This is a genomic window from Bradyrhizobium sp. USDA 4516 (assembly GCF_054055915.1).
Map to the genome: position 1 here is coordinate 2,773,400 of NZ_JBSRXT010000001.1, position 16,035 is coordinate 2,789,434.

Here is a 16,035-nt window from a genome sequence, read left to right on the forward strand (position 1 = left end):
AAACTGTGTTGCCGATCAATGCAGGCCGAGCGCCTGCGCGAGGTTGAAGGTCAGGAAGCTCGCGACATAGGCCAGCGCGAGCATGTAGACGAACGTCACCACCATCCACTTCGCGCCGCCGGTCTCGCGGCGGATCACCGCGAGCGTCGAGGCGCATTGCGGGGCGAAGATGTACCAGACCAGCAGCGAGAGCGCGGTCGCCAGCGTCCATTTCTGCGCCAGCACCTGGCCGATCTGGTCCGCCGCCTCCTTGCCGCCCTCGATCGAATAGACCGTGCCGAGCGCCGCGACCGCGACCTCGCGCGCCGCCATGCCGGGGATCAGCGCCACCGCGATCTGCCAGTTGAAGCCGATCGGCCGCAGCAGCGGCTCGAGCGCATGGCCGATCATCGCGGCAAAGCTGTAGTTGATCGCCGGCCCCTCGGCGCCGGCCGGCGCCTGCGGGAACGAGGCCAGGAACCAGATCAGCACCATCATCGAGAGGATCGTGGTGCCGGCCCGGTACAGGAACATCTTGGCGCGGGTGAACACGCCGATCGCGATGCTCTTCGGCCGCGGCATCTTGTAGTCGGGCAATTCCAGCATGAACGGTGCCGGCGCGTGATCGCGCCACAAGAAGAATTTCGCGATCGCCGACACCGTCAGCGCGCTGGTGATGCCGGCGGCGTAGAGGCCGAACATCACGAGTCCCTGCAGATTGACGAAACCCCACAGCGTGGTCGCTGGAACGAAAGCGGAGATAATCAGCGTGTAGACCGGAATGCGCGCCGAGCACGTCATCAGCGGCGCGATCAGGATCGTGGTCAGGCGGTCGCGGCGATTGTCGATGACGCGCGTCGCCATGATGCCGGGAATGGCGCAGGCAAAGCTCGACAACAGCGGAATGAAGGCGCGGCCATGCAGCCCGGCGCCGCCCATGATGCGGTCCATCAGGAACGCGGCGCGCGCCATGTAGCCGAAATCTTCCAACAGCAGGATGAACAGGAAGATGATGATGATCTGCGGCAGGAACACGATCACGCTGCCGACGCCGGAGATCACGCCGTTCTGCAGGAAGCTCTGCAACAGGCTCCAGCTTTCGGGCAGCAAATTGTGGATCAGCTGCCCGAGCGCGGCGAAGCTGTCCGACAGGAACTCCATCGCGGGCTGCGCCCAGGTGAACACCGCCTGGAACATCACGAACAGGATCACGGCCAGGATCACGAGACCCCAGACCGGATGCAGCACGACCGAATCGATCCGGTTGGTCAGCGTGTCGGGCTTGGTCGGCAGCGTCACCGCCGCCGCGATGATGCGGTCCGCCTCGCGCTGCGCCGCCTTGAGGTCGGCAATCGTCGGCGTCGTCCATTCGCTGGCCGCCGCCTCATGCGACTTGGAGAGGAATTCGTCGGTCCGCTTCAGGAGCTCGTCGATGCCGCCCTTGCGGACCGCGACCGAGGTCACGATCGGCAGTCCCAGCTCCTGCGACATCCGGTCGATGTCGATCGTGACGCCGCGGCGCTTGGCGATATCGATCATGTTGAGCACGAGCATCATCGGCCGGCCGACGCGCTTCAGCTCGAGCACCAGCCGCAGGGTCAGCCGCAGATTGGTGGCGTCCGCGACGCAGAGCACGAGGTCGGGCACCGCCTCGCCGTCGAAGCGGCCCAGCACGATGTCGCGGGTGATCTCCTCGTCCGGGCTGCGGCCGCGCAACGAATAGGTGCCGGGCAGGTCGAGCACGGTCACGCTGCGGCCCTCGGGCGTGACGAAGCCGCCGGACTTGCGCTCGACCGTGACGCCCGGATAGTTGGCGACCTTCTGACGGCTGCCGGTCAGGCTGTTGAACAGCGACGTCTTGCCGGTGTTCGGCGCGCCGACCAGCGCCAGGCGCAGGGATGCAGCGGTCATTCGACGATCACAGCCATGGCTTCGCTCCGGCGCAGCGCGATCGTGATGTTGTCGACGCGCACCGCGATCGGGTCCTTTCGGATCGTGCCTTCATGCAGGATTTCCACGCGCGCGCCCTCGACAAATCCCATCTCGACCAGGCGCTGCTCCAGCTCCTGCGGAGACAGCGATGAGCCCGTCACGAGCGCATCGAGCCTGATGATCTTTCCGACAAAACCGCGATCCGCATGTCCGAGCCGGACGTCCTGCAAATCATCCCGGGAGCTGTTTGGATCGCCTGTCATGCGGCCTGTTTTTCAGCAGGTAGTCACAGGGTCAAGCGTTTGCCCGTGAGAGGTTTTAGAACTCCTAAAAACAGCGCCCGGAAGCGCCATCCAGGCCGATTTTCCGCTTGACTGCCGGCGAGGCGCTAACGAGGTCGTGATGCCGCCGCGCCGCAGCCGCCCCGTGCTGCCCCGGACGCGAGCCGGCTGCGAATTGATCGATCCGGGTTGGCCTCCGGTAACCTTGACGGGTCGCGGAATGGCGAACGGGCGTCCGCGCCGCGCCCGGCGGCGCCGTTTCGCTTCCTCCCGTGCAACGGTTTGCGCTATGGTCCGCGCGGAGCCGGAGCGCCCGTGCAGACCGCACAACGCAATTCGCTGAGACTGCTGCAATGGATGATGGCCGCCGCGCTGGCCCTTCCGCTGGCGCTGTTCGTTTTTGCCTCCGCAATGTCCTGGATCTCGATCAGCGAGGCCGCCGACCGGGAGATCCAGCGCACGCTCGATGTCGCCCATGAGCATGCGCTGAAGGTGTTCGAGACCATCGATCGGGGCCTAGCCGAGGTCACCGAGGTCGTCCGCGGCATGGGCGATGCCGATATCGGCGCGCGCGAGAAGAGCCTGCACGAGCGGCTGCGGCAGGTCGCCATGGCGCTTCCCCAGGTGAAATCGGTCTGGGTGTTCGATGCCAACGGCCGTGCCCTCGTCAACAGCCTGGTGCAGCCGGCCCCCGACGTCGACTTCTCGGACCGGGATTACTTCCGGATCCATGCCCAGGGCGACATCGGCACCTATATCGGCGAGGTGCTGACGCCGCGGCCGCCCTATCAGGGCTCGCGGTTCTTCAGCGTCGGCCGGCGCCGCAACGGCGACGACGGCAGCTTTGCCGGCGTGATCCAGGCCTCCGTGCTTCCGGAATATTTCGAGAATTTCTACGCCAGGATCGGCCGCGAGCCGGGCAGCTTCCTGGCGCTGATCCGGACCGACGGCGCCGTGCTGGCGCATTTCCCTGCCGTTGGCCACGATGTCCGGTTCCAGCCGAGCGGCCCGCTCGGGCGGCAGATCGTCGCCAATCCCGAGGCCGGGACGATGACGATCCAATCCCCAGCCGACGGCATCGAGCGGCGCATGCGCTATCAGCGGCTGGCGGAATACCCGGTCTATGTCAGTGCCGGCCTTGAAACCTCGGCGATCCAGTCGCGCTGGATGTCGACCATGGCCCAGCACCTGATCTTCGGGATCCCGGCCACCGCCCTGCTGTTCGGCCTGCTCGCACTCGCCTTCCGACGAACCCAGCGCCTGCAGGAGGAGGCCAACCGGCGCATCGAGGCCGAGGAGGCATTGCGGCACGGCCAGCGGCTCGAGGCACTCGGGCAGCTCACCGGCGGCGTCGCGCACGACTTCAACAACCTGCTCACCGTGATCCGCGCATCGGTCGACATGTTGCGGCGGCCGGACCTGCCGGAGCCGCGGCGGCAGCGCTACATCGATGCGATCTCCAACACCGTGAACCGTGCCGCCAAGCTGACCAACCAGCTGCTTGCATTCGCGCGGCGGCAAACCCTCAAGCCCGAGGTGTTCGACGCCTGCCAGAATGTCCGCACCCTGAGCGAGATGATCGCAACCCTGATCGGCGCGCGCATCGAGATCACAGCGCAGGTGCCGGACGAGACCTGTCTCGTTAACGCCGATGCCGGCCAGTTCGAGACCGCCATCATCAACATGGCGGTGAACGCGCGCGACGCCATGGACGGCGTCGGCCGGCTCACGATCGCGGTCCGCGCCGTGGACAGACTGCCGTCCGCGACCAGCACGCCGCCGAACTCGCCCGGCCACGTCGCGGTGTCGGTGACCGACACCGGCGTCGGAATTCCACAGGAGCTGTTCGGCCGCATCTTCGAGCCGTTTTACACCACCAAGGAGGTCGGTCACGGCACCGGCCTTGGCCTGTCGCAGGTGTTCGGCTTCGCCAAGCAGTCCGGCGGCGAGGTGACCGTCACCAGCGAAGTCGGCAAGGGTGCGACATTCACGCTGTATCTGCCGCGCGTCGTCGGCGGGCATGGCGCGCGAGCGCAGCGCACCGAGGACGCGCCCTCGGTCGATCGGACCAACGCATCGGTCCTGATCGTCGAGGACAATGCCGAGGTCGGAAAGTTTGCCGCCGACACGCTGACCCAGCTCGGCTGCACCTGCGTGCTGGTGGACAACGCCACCCACGCGCTGGAGGAGCTCGCCGTCGACGCCGACCGGTTCGACCTGGTGTTCACCGACGTCGTGATGCCCGGCATGAGCGGCATCGAGCTTGCGGAAGAGATCCGCCGGCAGCGCCTCGATCTGCCGATCGTGCTCGCCTCCGGCTACAGCCAGGTGCTGTCGCAGCAGGGCAGCGGCGGCTTCGAGCTGCTGCAGAAGCCCTATTCGGCCGAGCAGCTCGCGCGCGTGCTGCACAAAGCAACGCGCTCGCGCCGGCTGAAGCGCGATCAGGCGCCGGCGGAGTGAGGTAGTTGCGCGGCACATCTCAAGCACGTTGTCGTCCTGGCGAAAGCCAGGACGACGATGAGGATAGGTCTCGTTTCAAGATATCGAATATCGGTGTCATCACCCGCGGGTGATCCAGTGTCCCAGAGACGGCTGTGCTTGAATCAAGAGGTCGCGGCGTACTGGATCGCCCGCATGCGCGGGCCTCAGCCCCTGAAGTCGTTGCAATCCGCGCGACTGACCGCCGGTCCCAGTGCGGAACCGGGTAATTTGCCTGGCGTTATCGTGCCATGGGCAAAGCTGAGGCAAAATCCAAATCGTCGGACGGGCCGTCGTCGGCCAGGACTTCATCGTCTCGGAAAGCGAGCGCAAAGGCGGCCGGTCAAGAGCGCAAGGATCCCGCGGCAAGCGAAGGGGATGAGAAGTCGGAATTCGTCGAGGTGATTGCCGAAGGCGGCGAGGATGTCGAACCGCCGCCGCCGGAAATCGTCGAACCCGATCCCGAATTGTCGGCCGAAGAAGCCGAACAGGCGCGCAAGGACTATTTGCTGACTCGGTTCTGGATCAGCGCGCGCGGCTATTGGGGCCGGAGCGGCGACCGGCTGGCGTGGCTGTTCACGGTCGGCCTGCTGCTGCTGATCGTCGCCAATGTCGCCGTTCAGTACGGCATCAATGTCTGGAATCGCGCGATCTTCGATGCGATCGAAAAGCGCGACGCGGCCAGTGTCTTCCACCTGACGGCCATCTTCTTTCCGCTGGCGATCGGCAGCGTGCTGCTGGGGGTCGCCCAGGTGTTCGGCCGCATGGGTATCCAGCGGCGCTGGCGCGCCTGGCTGACCAACGCCGTCGTGTCGCGCTGGCTGACGAACGGCCGCTACTACCAGCTCAACCTCGTCGACGGCGATCACAAGAATCCGGAGTACCGGATCGCGGAGGATCTGCGGATCGCGACCGATTCTCCGGTCGACTTCATCGCCGGCGTGACGTCGGCGCTGCTCTCGGCCGTTACCTTCATCGTCGTGCTCTGGACCATCGGCGGCGCGCTGACGGTGACGCTCGGCGGCTCGTCGATCAGCATCCCGGGCTTCCTGGTCATTGCCGCGATCATCTATGCTGCGATCGCGTCGGGCTCGATCACGGCGATCGGCCGCAGCTTCGTGCAGATCTCCGAGGACAAGAACCAGGCGGAAGCGGAATTCCGCTACATACTGACCCGCGTGCGGGAGAATGGCGAAAGCATCGCGCTGCTCGGCGGCGAAACCGAGGAGCGCGACGGCATCGACAAGACGTTCTCGAATGTGTTGCGGCAATGGGCGCGGCTCGCTGGGCAGCACATGCGCACGACGCTGGTGTCGCAGGGATCTAACCTCATTGCGCCGGTGGTACCCTTGCTGCTGTGCGCGCCAAAATTCCTCGACGGCAGCATGTCGCTCGGCCAGGTGATGCAGGCGGCCTCGGCCTTCACCATCGTGCAGACCGCGTTCGGCTGGCTGGTCGACAACTATCCGCGGCTCGCCGACTGGAACGCCTGCGCCCGGCGCATCGCCTCGCTGATGACGTCGCTTGACGGGCTCGAACGCGCCGAGACCGGCGACGGCTTCGGCCGCATCGAGCGCGGCGAGACCGCGGGCGAGGCCATGCTGAGCCTCAACGATCTCTCCGTCACACTGGACGACGGCACCGCCGTGGTCGGCGAGACCGAAGTGGTGATCGAACCGGGGGAGCGGCTATTGGTCGCCGGCGAATCCGGCACCGGCAAGAGCACGCTGGTGCGCGCCATCGCCGGGCTGTGGCCGTGGGGCGGCGGCAGTGTCGGCCTGCACGCGGACCGCCGATTGTTCATGCTGCCGCAAAAGCCCTACGTGCCCTCGGGCACGCTGCGGCGCGCGGTGGCCTATCCCGGCGCGGCGGAAGACTGGACCATCGATGAGATCAGCCGTGCCCTGCACAAGGTCGGCCTCGACCATCTCAAGGACAAGATCGAGGAGGACGCGCCGTGGGACCAGACCCTGTCCGGCGGTGAGAAGCAGCGGCTCGCCTTTGCCCGACTGCTGCTGCATGCCCCCGACATCGTCGTGCTCGACGAGGCGACGTCCGCGCTCGACGAGAAGAGCCAGGACAAGATGATGGAGACGGTGACGACGGAACTGCCGAAGGCGACTATCGTCAGCGTCGCCCACCGCGTCGAGCTCGAAGCGTTCCATAGCCGCAAGATCGTGCTGGAGCGCCGCAAGGGCGGCGCCAAACTGGTCAGCGACGTCGATCTGATCCCGCGCAAGGGCAAGCGAAGGCTGCTCGGCCGCTTCCTGCGGTAACGGCAGGCAGCGGGCAGGGCGGCGTAACGGGCGTTGGCGCTGCCGGCAAAACCGGCTATGCATGCCGCGCTTTCGACGAGGCCATGCGTGATCCCGAGCAACGACATATCGCCGGCGCCGTTCGGCGCCTTCGCGCCCAATGCGGCGCAGGCCGCCATCATCCGCCTGGCTCATGGCTCAGGATTGAAGCGCGGCGCGTTCCGGCCCTGGCTGTCGAAACTGGTCAATCTGTTCGGCGCGGGGCCGCTGGACGTGACCTATCAGGGCGCATCGTTCCGCTTTTATCATCAGCAAAGCGCGACCGAGCGCGGCGCGCTGTTCAATCCCGATTACAACCTTGAAGAACTCGCCTTCCTGCGGGCGCATGTCGGCGCGGATGGCACCTTCGTCGATCTCGGCGCCAATGTCGGCACCTATGCGCTGGCGCTGGCGCACGATGTCGGGCCCGGCGGCAAGGTGATCGCGATCGAGCCGCATCCGGTGACGCATGCGCGGCTCAAATTCAACACCCAGGCCTCCGGCTTTCCGCAGGTGCGCCTGGTTGCGGCGGCCGCCGGCCCGACCGATGGCGAACTGATGATCGAGACCGACGGCGACAATCTCGGCGCCAGCCACATCGTCACCGGCACGCCGACGGGCAAGGCGTTCAAGGTGCCCTCGCTGCGGCTGCAACGCATCCTCGACGAGGCCGGCGCGAGCAAGGTCGATGCGCTCAAGATCGACGTCGAGGGTTTCGAGGACCGCGTGCTGATCGGCTTCTTCCGCGACGCGCCCCAGGCACTGTGGCCGCGCGCGGTGGTGATCGAGCATCTGTCGAAGGACGAATGGACCGACGACTGCATTGCGGACATGCATGCGCGCGGTTACGTCGAGCACGGCCGGACGCGGAGCAACACGCTGCTGGTGCGGAGTTGAGACCTGGCCGCGGCTGAGGTTGCCCGGATGAAGCGCAGCGAAATCCGGGACCAGACCATCCGCGGCTAGAGCAGCCCCGGATTGCGCTTCGCTTCATCCGGGCTTCTGTAACGGGCCTTGGTTAGTCAATCCCTTTTCGCGTCATCCACTCGCCGGGCACTTGCTTCTGTACGGGATCGGCGCGAAGGCCGTCGCCTGATGGGGTGCATTGAGGAGCCGGCCGGCCAATCTACGGATTGCGTGGTCGTGAGCCACTTCCCGGATGGCGGCCTGACCGGATCCATCGTCCCAGCGGAGGGACTTCGCTCGGGGAGAGCCTGGTGTCGTGGCCCGCCCGGAACCGATTGCTGCTCCTGGCTAGATGGCCTTGGTCATCGGGTTGAACGGTTTGGTGTCGGCGAGCATGCGATGCAGGATCACGGCGAGCTTGCGAGCCAGCGCTACCTTGGCCTTGCGCATGCCTGCGCGCCGGGCGATCCGCATCGCCCAGCTCTTCAATGCCGAGCAATTCTTGACCGGCTTGGTCAGCATGACGTGAGCTGCCTGGTAGAGTGCCTCGCGCACGGAGGCATCCCCGATCTTGCTGATGCGGCCGGTGTAGTCGGTCTCACCGGACTGGTACTTCTTCGGGGTGAGCCCAAAGTGGGCTCCCGTGGCCTTCGAGGAGCGGAAGCGCTTCGGGTCGTCGATCGCCGCGGCATAGGTGAGCGCCACGATCGGACCAACGGACGGCGTTGTCATCAGGAGCTTGGCGGATGGATGCGTCCTGGCGAGCTTCTGGGTGTGCTTGTCCAGGCTCTTGAACTCCCGCAGCAGCACCGCATGGGCTTGGAGCAGCGCCGCCGCGACCAACTCCAGTCCGGGATGGCCGGTCACGAGCTCGCGGATGCGCCCGGCGAACGTGCGCTCGGTGGTCGCACCGACCTTCAGGCCAAAACCGCGAAGTATGCCGCGCAGGCTGTTCTCGACATCGCGAAGCTTGGATTGCAGCAGCTTGCGCACCGTCAGGATGGCGCGGGTCTCCTGCGCCGCGACCGACTTGCAGTGCACCGGCCGGAACCAGCCGAGCCGCATCAACTGCGCGATCCGGCGGGCATCGTTGCGGTCCGTCTTCACCGGCATCGACTTGAAGGCTTCGCGAACGTGCCGCGTTTCCAGCAGCTCGACCGCAAGCCCTGCGTCTCGCAGACCCGCATACAGCCATTGCGACAAGGGGCCTGCCTCCAGCCCGATCCGTTCCAGTACCAGACCCAGCGACCGGAACCAGGCGATCAGCGCCGCCGGCTCGCTCGCAACCTTCGTCTCGCGCAAAATCTTGCCTGTCCCATCGACAAGGCAAACGCTCGAGCATTCCAAAGACACGTCAATTCCTGCATAGTGGTACATGGTCGTCCCTTAATGATGCTTGGAGCGGGCTTGCCCGACTCCGTTGAACACCATCAGTTTGAGGGACGACCGCCTTCCAACCAACAGGCCGCTCGCGAGCGCGCTTCCAAATTGCGCCGTAGCGAGCGGGCGGCCGGCCCGTTACCCCATCTACGCTTCTGAGATCTGCTCCCTCTCCCGCTTGCGGAGGAGGTGCAACGAGTCTGTAGCGTCACACAACAAGGGAGGCTCGCGATGATCGACCATATCGGCTTTTCCGTCTCCGACTATCAACGCGCGAAGGCTTTCTACCAGACGGCGCTGGCGCCGCTCGGCTACGGCCTGATCATGGAAGTGCCCGCGGAGGTGACCGGGCACGCGCCCGCCGCGGGCTTCGGCGCCGACGGCAAGCCGGACTTCTGGATCGGCGGCGAAGGCGCAATGAACAAGCCGGTGCATATCGCCATCACGGCCAGGGACCGCGCTACCGTCGACGCCTTCTACAAGGCCGCGATGGCGGCCGGCGGCCGTGACAACGGCGCGCCCGGCATCCGTGCGCATTACCACCCGAACTATTACGGCGCATTCGTCCTCGATCCCGACGGCCACAATATCGAGGCGGTCTGCCACACGCCCGGGTGAAACATCGGAACGCCGCGGCGCGCGATCCGTTGTCGCTTCGAACTTCGATGGAGCGATCAATGCGCGCGACGCGATCTGGCGGCGGCAGCCGCGGGGCCTCGATATGATGCCGATCGAGCCTCCCGAGATTCCGCCGACGACGCCGGGCACACCGAGCGAACCGCCGCCGGGAATTCCGCCCGGCAGTCCGCGCCCCGAGATTCCGGAGCCGGTGCGCGAACCCGGCGAGCCGCCGCGACCGGACGAGTTGCCCGGCAAGACACCTGACGAATCACCGGTGCGCGGACCGCCTGGACCGTCCGGCCCGCCGCCTGCGACAGATCGACTCGCCGCCGGTGAGTCGCCCTTGCGCCCAAGTTCCACGTCGATTGCAAATGTGTAGGCGCGTTTCTTCTGAACGCACGGTGAACAACCACACATGCAACCCGTTATAATGTCGAAATAAACTTCGCCGATGATTCGTGGCTCGCCACAATCCGGCCTAACGGCTGGCGGTTCATCGTCCTGCCGAATTGTTCGGTTCTCACTTTGCTTTCCTGCCCAGACTTTCCGCCGGGGACTCCTAGACAATGACAAAGCTTCGTCTCGTGCTGCTTGCCACGACTGCGCTGACGGTGATGCAATTCGCCACCTCGGCGTCGCACGCCCAAACTTCGCCTCTTGTCGTCGCACAGGCGCAGCAGAAGGAAGAAACCGGACCTGACGGAAAGCCGAAGGCGCGGCCGGCGCCGGGTGCGCCGGGTGCTCCCGCACGTCCCGCACCGCCGGCCGCAGCACCGCATCCGCAGGCGCCACCTCCCGCCGCGGCACCCGCGCATCCCGCTCCGCCGGCCGCAGCACCCGCGAAGCCGACCCCGCCTCCAGCACCTGCCCGGCCCGAGCCGCCCGCAGCTGCACCGGCAAAGCCGACGCCGCCTCCGGCAGCCGCACCGCATCCGGCACCGCCGCCGGCTCCCGCACGGCCCGAGCCGCCTGCGGCGCGCCCGACGACACCTCCGCCGTCGGCTGCTCCCGCACATCCCACACCGCCGCCGCCCGCGGCCGCACCCGCGAAGCCATCGCCGGCACCGGCACGGCCGGAGCCGCCCGCAGCAGCGCCTGCGAAGCCAACCCCGCCACCGCCGGCGGCTGCCCCCGCACATCCGACGCCGACCCCACCGCCGCCGGCCGCAGCACCGCAGCGACCGGGCACGCCGCCACCCGGCGCAGGGCCCGCGCACACGCCTCCGACGCCAACCCCCGGCGCCACGCCGAATGCCGCGCCGGCAGCACGCCCCGGCACCCCGCCCACAGCGGCAACGCCGACACCGACGCCCGCAACGCCCGGCGCTCCGACAACGGCGCCGGCCGAACGCCGCCCTGGCGATCGTCCGGGTGGCGAACGCGGTGAACGTCCTGGCGGCGCCAAGCAACCGCCGGGCACGCCGCCCGCGGCGACGTCAACGCCCGCGCCTTCGGCAACGACAACCCCTCCGGCAGCAGGGGCACGACCGGGCACGCCGCCCGCCGCGACAGCTCCCGGTGCGACACCGACGCCGACACCTCCGGCAGCCGGCGCACAGCCCGCACGGCCAGGCACCCCGCCTGCCGCGACGCCTCCGGCACCCGGCGCGACGCCGACGCCAGGTCAGCAGGGACGTCCGGCGACACCGCCCGGAACGCCGGCGACCCCGGGCGCGGCAATGGGCGCGCCTGGCGCAACCCCGGCTCCGGGTCAGCCGGCAGCACGTCCCGGCGTCGCGCCCGGCGTCTCGCCGGCCCAGGGAGCAGCCATGGGCGCGCCGGCACCGTCGGTCGTCCCCGGCTCGGCCGCCGCAACGCCGCCGCCCGGCCGCGCGCAATACGCCCCGCCGACGGTTGCGCCCGCCTTCCGGGCCGCGCCTGCCGTCGCAGCACCGCTGCCGCCGCCGCCGCGGCATGACAACATCAAGCCGCTCGCGATCGGCGCCGCGGTCGGCGCCGGCGTGGTCGCCGGCGCCATCATCGGCGGCAGCATCGCCGACCTGCACAGCCAGCGGCAGGAGGTGGTCGAAGGCGGCCGCACCATCTACACCGAGCCGGACCGGGTCATCATCCGCGATCCGGGTGGGCAGGCCTATGTGCGCGGCGACGACGTCTATCGCTTCCGCTATGGCGCGCGCGACATCCGCACCGAAACGGTCGGCGGCGAAACCCGCACCGTGGTGGTTCGTCCCGACGGCAGCGAGATCATCACGGTGGTCGGCTCCGACGGCCAGATGTTGCGCCGGATCCGCAGGGATACTGGCGGACGCGAGGTCGTCATCATCGACAACAGCTATCGCGATCCGCGGGCGGTCGGCGGCTTCTATGTCGACGCGCCACCGCCGGTGGTCAACATTCCCTACGATCGCTACATCGTCGACGCGCAGGACGCGTCGCCCGACGTGATCTACGAGACCATGGAGGCACCGCCGGTGCAGCGGATCGAACGGCGCTACTCGCTGGACGAGATCCGCTACAGCCCTAATATCCGCATGCAGATGCCGAGCATCGACGTCAACACGATCAACTTCGACTCCGGATCGTGGACCATCCCACCGGACCAGGCGGCGAGGCTGCAAGTGATCGCCGACGGCCTCAACCGGGCCATCCAGCGCAATCCGCGCGAGGTGTTCCTGATCGAGGGCCACACGGATGCGACCGGCAACGACACCGACAATCTGTCGCTGTCCGACCGCCGCGCGCAATCCGCCGCCGAGCTCTTGACGCAGCAGTTCGGTGTGCCGGCTGAGAACCTGACCTCGCAGGGCTATGGCTCTCAATATCCGAAGGAGCAGACCGACGGACCGAGCCGCATCAACCGGCGCGTCACCGTCCGCCGCATCACCCCGCTGCTCAACGGCGGCACCGCCTCGGCCGCGCCGCCGCGCTGAGCCGGCGCGACATCACGATACGAAATGGCCGGGAGCGATCCCGGCCATTTTTGTTTGTTCTCCTTCCCCCTGAAAGGGGGAAGGTCGGGATGGGGGTCAGCCGCAGGTGACGGTGTCTACGGAGAGAGCAGATCCCCACCCGCTTTGCTCTCGCGAGCAAAGCGACCTCCCCTTTTCAAGGAGAGGTCGGAGAAGCCTCGCCGCTCACACCAACCCTCCAACAGCAAACTTTGCTCATCTCGACCCCCGCAAGCGGGAGGGGTACAGCGGGCATGCCTCGTCTCAATCTCATCATGCGTTACTTGCCCGCACCCAGTCCCAGCGCCTCGACCATCACGCGGAACACCTCAGTGTTGTCCATCGAGCCATGGACGCGCTCGCTGCCCGGTCCGGTCGCGGTGAGGATGACATCCTCGCCGGAATGCACGCTGGCGCCGATCATCGCCGGCAGATTGCCGAACCGCAGCACAACGCCGGGGACATCCTTGTACCTGTCATTGGCCTTGAACGTGTCGGGCTGGTCGCCCCTCACGGTCGGCTCGTTCGGATCGTCGAGCTTCGGGCGGAACGTCTCGTAGTGATCCGGCAGGCTGGCCGAGAAGATCGCAAGGCGCCGGCTGACATCGACCCTTGACGGATAACCTTCGGCGTCCGGCGCCGGATAATTCGGAAACCCGGCTTTCTCGTAGACGCCGACGCGCTCGCGCAGCGGCACGTTGGGTGTCGCCGCCATGTCGTCATTGATGGTGCCGACCAGGCTGTTCGGATGGTTGTGGTCGGCCACGACCAGGATCAGCGTGTCGTCGTTGCGCGCTTTCGCCCAGTCCTTTGCGAGCCGCACCGCGTTGTCGAGCATGATGGTGTCGTGGACCGCGCGCTCCATGTCGAGCAGATGGGCGTATTTGTCGATCAGGCCGGACTCGACCATCAGGAAGAAACCGGCCTCGTGCTTCGACAGCACCGTGAGCGCGGCCTGGACCTGCTCGGTCAGGTCCGGCTGTTCGGGGAATTTCCTGACGCCGCCTCCCTTGAGGAATTTGCGGTCAAGCGCGCCGTCCATGTTGCCGGCGGCGAACAGGCCGAGCAGTTGGCGGGTGTCCGGTTTGGCCGCGAGCGTGGCGAGTTCGCCTGCGGTCATCGCTACCGGATAGCCGGCGTCGCGGAAGCGCGCGAGATAGTCGACATCGTCCTTGCGTTTCGATCCGGACGCGGATTGCGGCAGGAAGTTCGCGGAGCCGCCGCCCATCAGCACGTCGGGCTTCGCGTCAAAATATTGCGCGACGATCGCGTCATAGGCGGCGCGGCGGCGGGTATGCGCAACCATCGCCGCCGGCGTCGCGTCCTCGACCTCGGTGTTGGTGACGATGCCGACCGCGAGGCCCGCCCGGCGCTTGGCGAGGCTCGCGATGGTCTCGACCCTGGGATCGTCGAGCGGATCGGGCGTGCGATCGGCGTAGACGCCGAGCGCATTGACCGCGGCCTTGTGACCGGTGGCGTAGGCGCTCGCGGCATTCGCCGAATCGGTGATGATCGAGTCCGAGCCGGCGGTCGCGACCAGCGCCATATGCGGCATGTCGTCGATCGCGAGCTTGCCGCGGCTCTTGCCCTCCGCGATTCCCTTGGAGAGGATTCGCGCGGCGACGCGATGCGACGGCGACATCCCGTCGCCGATGAACAGGATCACGTTCCTGGCCTTGCGTGCCCCGGTGTCGTAGACGGTCCAGGTCACGGTCCGGCTCTGCGTGCCGTCACTGACTTCGACGGCGACCTGCCCGGGCTTGACGAGCGAGACATCGCGCAGCAACAGCGCCGACTGCTCCCGGCCGGCCTCGTGCGCGGTGAATGTGCCGCCCTGGCCGAACACCGCGGCATAGTCCGCGCCGTTCAGCGTGACCTTGAGCTTTGCTTGATCGACCAATTCCGGAAGCTCGACCTTGAAGTCGAATTTGGCGCCGACGAGGATATCGGCGCGATCGATCGGATAGATCGTCTGGGCGAACGCCGGCGCTGCCGACAACGCCAGCGTGACGGCCATACCGGCAACTTGCTTGATCATGATCGATGCTCCGCTCTCGCGCATCATGCGCATCGGAGCGGAGGCTAGTTGCGGCGGATGACGGCGCAATGAGGCGCGCCGGGGCGTATTGCCGCAAGGGCCGGCGCGATTTCAGCGCGCCATCTGCTGCGGATCGTAGAAGAAGCGCTCTTCGACCAGCTCCTCGTCGCGCCAGATCTGCCAGGCGACCTCCTCCATGCTGCGGACCTTGCCGTCCTTGCCGGTGAATTCGAAGCGCCAGCAGATCGCCGAATGATCGCCGTCGAGCAGGAGCGGCCCGAGCCGCGTGGTCTTGACGCCGGCGACCGCCGCCAGCACCGCCGCCTCGCGCGCCGCCAGCGCCTCGCGGCCGACCCGCCACTCGCCGTCATTCTCCTGGGTGCGGGCATCGACTGAATAGAAGTTCCTGATCGCGCCGACATGGTCGTTGGACTCGACCGTGTCAGCGAAGGCTTGCAACGTCCTAAGCGAGGGCATCGGGCATTCTCCATTTACCGACTTACAGTCGGTATTTATCGACTAGTAGTCGGTAAGTCAATTGGCTTGCGTCTGGAACTGGGCTAGAGATGCGCCATGGCAACCCAGGCCGAACGGCGCGAGAAAACCAGAGCCGCCATCGTCAAGGCGGCGCGGCGCATTTTTGGCGAGCGCGGCTTCGCCGCTGCGACGATGGACGACATCGCCGCCGGCGCGCGTGTCGCCAAGGGCGCGGTCTATCATCACTTCGCGACCAAGGAGGCGGTGTTCGAGGCGGTGTTCGAGCAGGTGTCGATCGACCTTGTTGCCGATCTCGACCGCATCTCGCGCGCCGAGAACGATCCGCTGGCGGCGATGGCGGCGGGCACGCAGGGCTATTTCGCGGCGTGTTCGAAAGGCCCGACCGGCCAGATCATCTTGCGCGACGGCCCCGCCGTGCTCGGCTGGGAACGCTGGCGCGAGATCGACGCCAAGCATTTCGGCGGCAAGTTTCCGCGCGCGCTGGCCGCCGCGATGGATGCCGGCGTGATCGCCAAGCAGCCGATCGAGCCCCTGGCGCGGCTGCTGCTCGGCGCGGTGACGGAAGCCGCGGTTGCGGTCTCCGCGGGGCCGGATATCGGCAAGACCGGCACCGATTACGCGCGCGCGTTCCGCTCGCTGCTGGATGCGCTCAGGGTGAAGTAGGCAGGCCTCTCTCCCCACGTCGTCCCGGCGAAGGCCGGGACCCAACCACAGGGAGG

The 16,035-nt window shown here is 67.2% G+C and carries 12 protein-coding genes; 7 read left to right on the forward strand and 5 right to left on the reverse strand.

The genetic code is table 11. The features are described 5' to 3' along the window. Positions 1-15 precede the first annotated feature (15 nt). Together feoB and ACVI1L_RS12730 are read right to left on the reverse strand one after the other, a co-directional pair. Entirely contained in the window at positions 16-1,890 is a 1,875-nt protein-coding gene (gene feoB / locus ACVI1L_RS12725) for a ferrous iron transporter B (RefSeq protein ID WP_057018133.1), read from the reverse strand. After that, complete coding sequence (locus ACVI1L_RS12730; RefSeq protein ID WP_057018132.1) at positions 1,887-2,174, reverse strand: FeoA family protein; 288 nt, start codon at positions 2,172-2,174, stop codon at positions 1,887-1,889. Before ACVI1L_RS12730 ends, feoB begins: the two co-directional genes overlap by 4 nt. Before the next feature lie 333 nt (positions 2,175-2,507). Between ACVI1L_RS12730 and ACVI1L_RS12735 the strand changes: the two genes are divergently transcribed. From ACVI1L_RS12735 to ACVI1L_RS12745, 3 genes are all read left to right on the forward strand, one after another. Further along, complete coding sequence (locus ACVI1L_RS12735) at positions 2,508-4,652, forward strand: ATP-binding protein (protein WP_456783034.1); 2,145 nt, start codon at positions 2,508-2,510, stop codon at positions 4,650-4,652. 269 nt (positions 4,653-4,921) lie between these two features. Further along, the gene (locus ACVI1L_RS12740; RefSeq protein ID WP_456783036.1) at positions 4,922-6,946 is read left to right on the forward strand and encodes an ABC transporter ATP-binding protein/permease; all 2,025 of its coding nucleotides are present in this window, start codon (positions 4,922-4,924) and stop codon (positions 6,944-6,946) included. A 57-nt stretch (positions 6,947-7,003) separates the two neighbouring features. Next, entirely contained in the window at positions 7,004-7,861 is an 858-nt protein-coding gene (locus tag ACVI1L_RS12745; protein ID WP_156436303.1) for an FkbM family methyltransferase, read from the forward strand. Positions 7,862-8,218: 357 nt separating this feature from the next. Here ACVI1L_RS12745 and ACVI1L_RS12750 read toward each other — a convergent pair whose 3' ends face one another. Continuing rightward, on the reverse strand, positions 8,219-9,247 hold the full coding sequence (locus ACVI1L_RS12750; RefSeq protein WP_456783038.1) for an IS110 family RNA-guided transposase: 1,029 nt from the start codon (positions 9,245-9,247) through the stop codon (positions 8,219-8,221). A gap of 234 nt (positions 9,248-9,481) precedes the next feature. Here ACVI1L_RS12750 and ACVI1L_RS12755 point away from each other — a divergent pair, with 234 nt between their 5' ends. The 3 genes from ACVI1L_RS12755 to ACVI1L_RS12765 all read left to right on the forward strand — a co-directional run bounded on the left by ACVI1L_RS12755 (position 9,482) and on the right by ACVI1L_RS12765 (position 12,762). Next, positions 9,482-9,868: a VOC family protein gene (locus ACVI1L_RS12755; RefSeq protein ID WP_057021286.1), complete on the forward strand. Its 387-nt coding sequence runs from the start codon at positions 9,482-9,484 to the stop codon at positions 9,866-9,868. 106 nt (positions 9,869-9,974) lie between these two features. Further along, a complete protein-coding gene (locus ACVI1L_RS12760) occupies positions 9,975-10,250 on the forward strand; it encodes a hypothetical protein (RefSeq protein WP_076834722.1) in 276 nt (91 codons plus the stop codon). Between the two features lie 187 nt (positions 10,251-10,437). Continuing rightward, positions 10,438-12,762: an OmpA family protein gene (locus ACVI1L_RS12765; protein ID WP_456783039.1), complete on the forward strand. Its 2,325-nt coding sequence runs from the start codon at positions 10,438-10,440 to the stop codon at positions 12,760-12,762. Between the two features lie 298 nt (positions 12,763-13,060). Here the strand turns inward: ACVI1L_RS12765 and ACVI1L_RS12770 are convergent, their stop codons facing one another. Next, positions 13,061-14,818 (reverse strand): alkaline phosphatase, encoded by a 1,758-nt coding sequence (locus ACVI1L_RS12770; RefSeq protein ID WP_456783040.1) that lies wholly within the window; start codon positions 14,816-14,818, stop codon positions 13,061-13,063. A 111-nt stretch (positions 14,819-14,929) separates the two neighbouring features. Continuing rightward, positions 14,930-15,295 (reverse strand): nuclear transport factor 2 family protein, encoded by a 366-nt coding sequence (locus tag ACVI1L_RS12775; RefSeq protein ID WP_456783041.1) that lies wholly within the window; start codon positions 15,293-15,295, stop codon positions 14,930-14,932. 96 nt (positions 15,296-15,391) lie between these two features. On the opposite strand from ACVI1L_RS12775, the gene ACVI1L_RS12780 reads away from it, so the two are divergent. Further along, positions 15,392-15,979: a TetR/AcrR family transcriptional regulator gene (locus ACVI1L_RS12780; protein WP_076834698.1), complete on the forward strand. Its 588-nt coding sequence runs from the start codon at positions 15,392-15,394 to the stop codon at positions 15,977-15,979. Positions 15,980-16,035 lie beyond the last annotated feature (56 nt).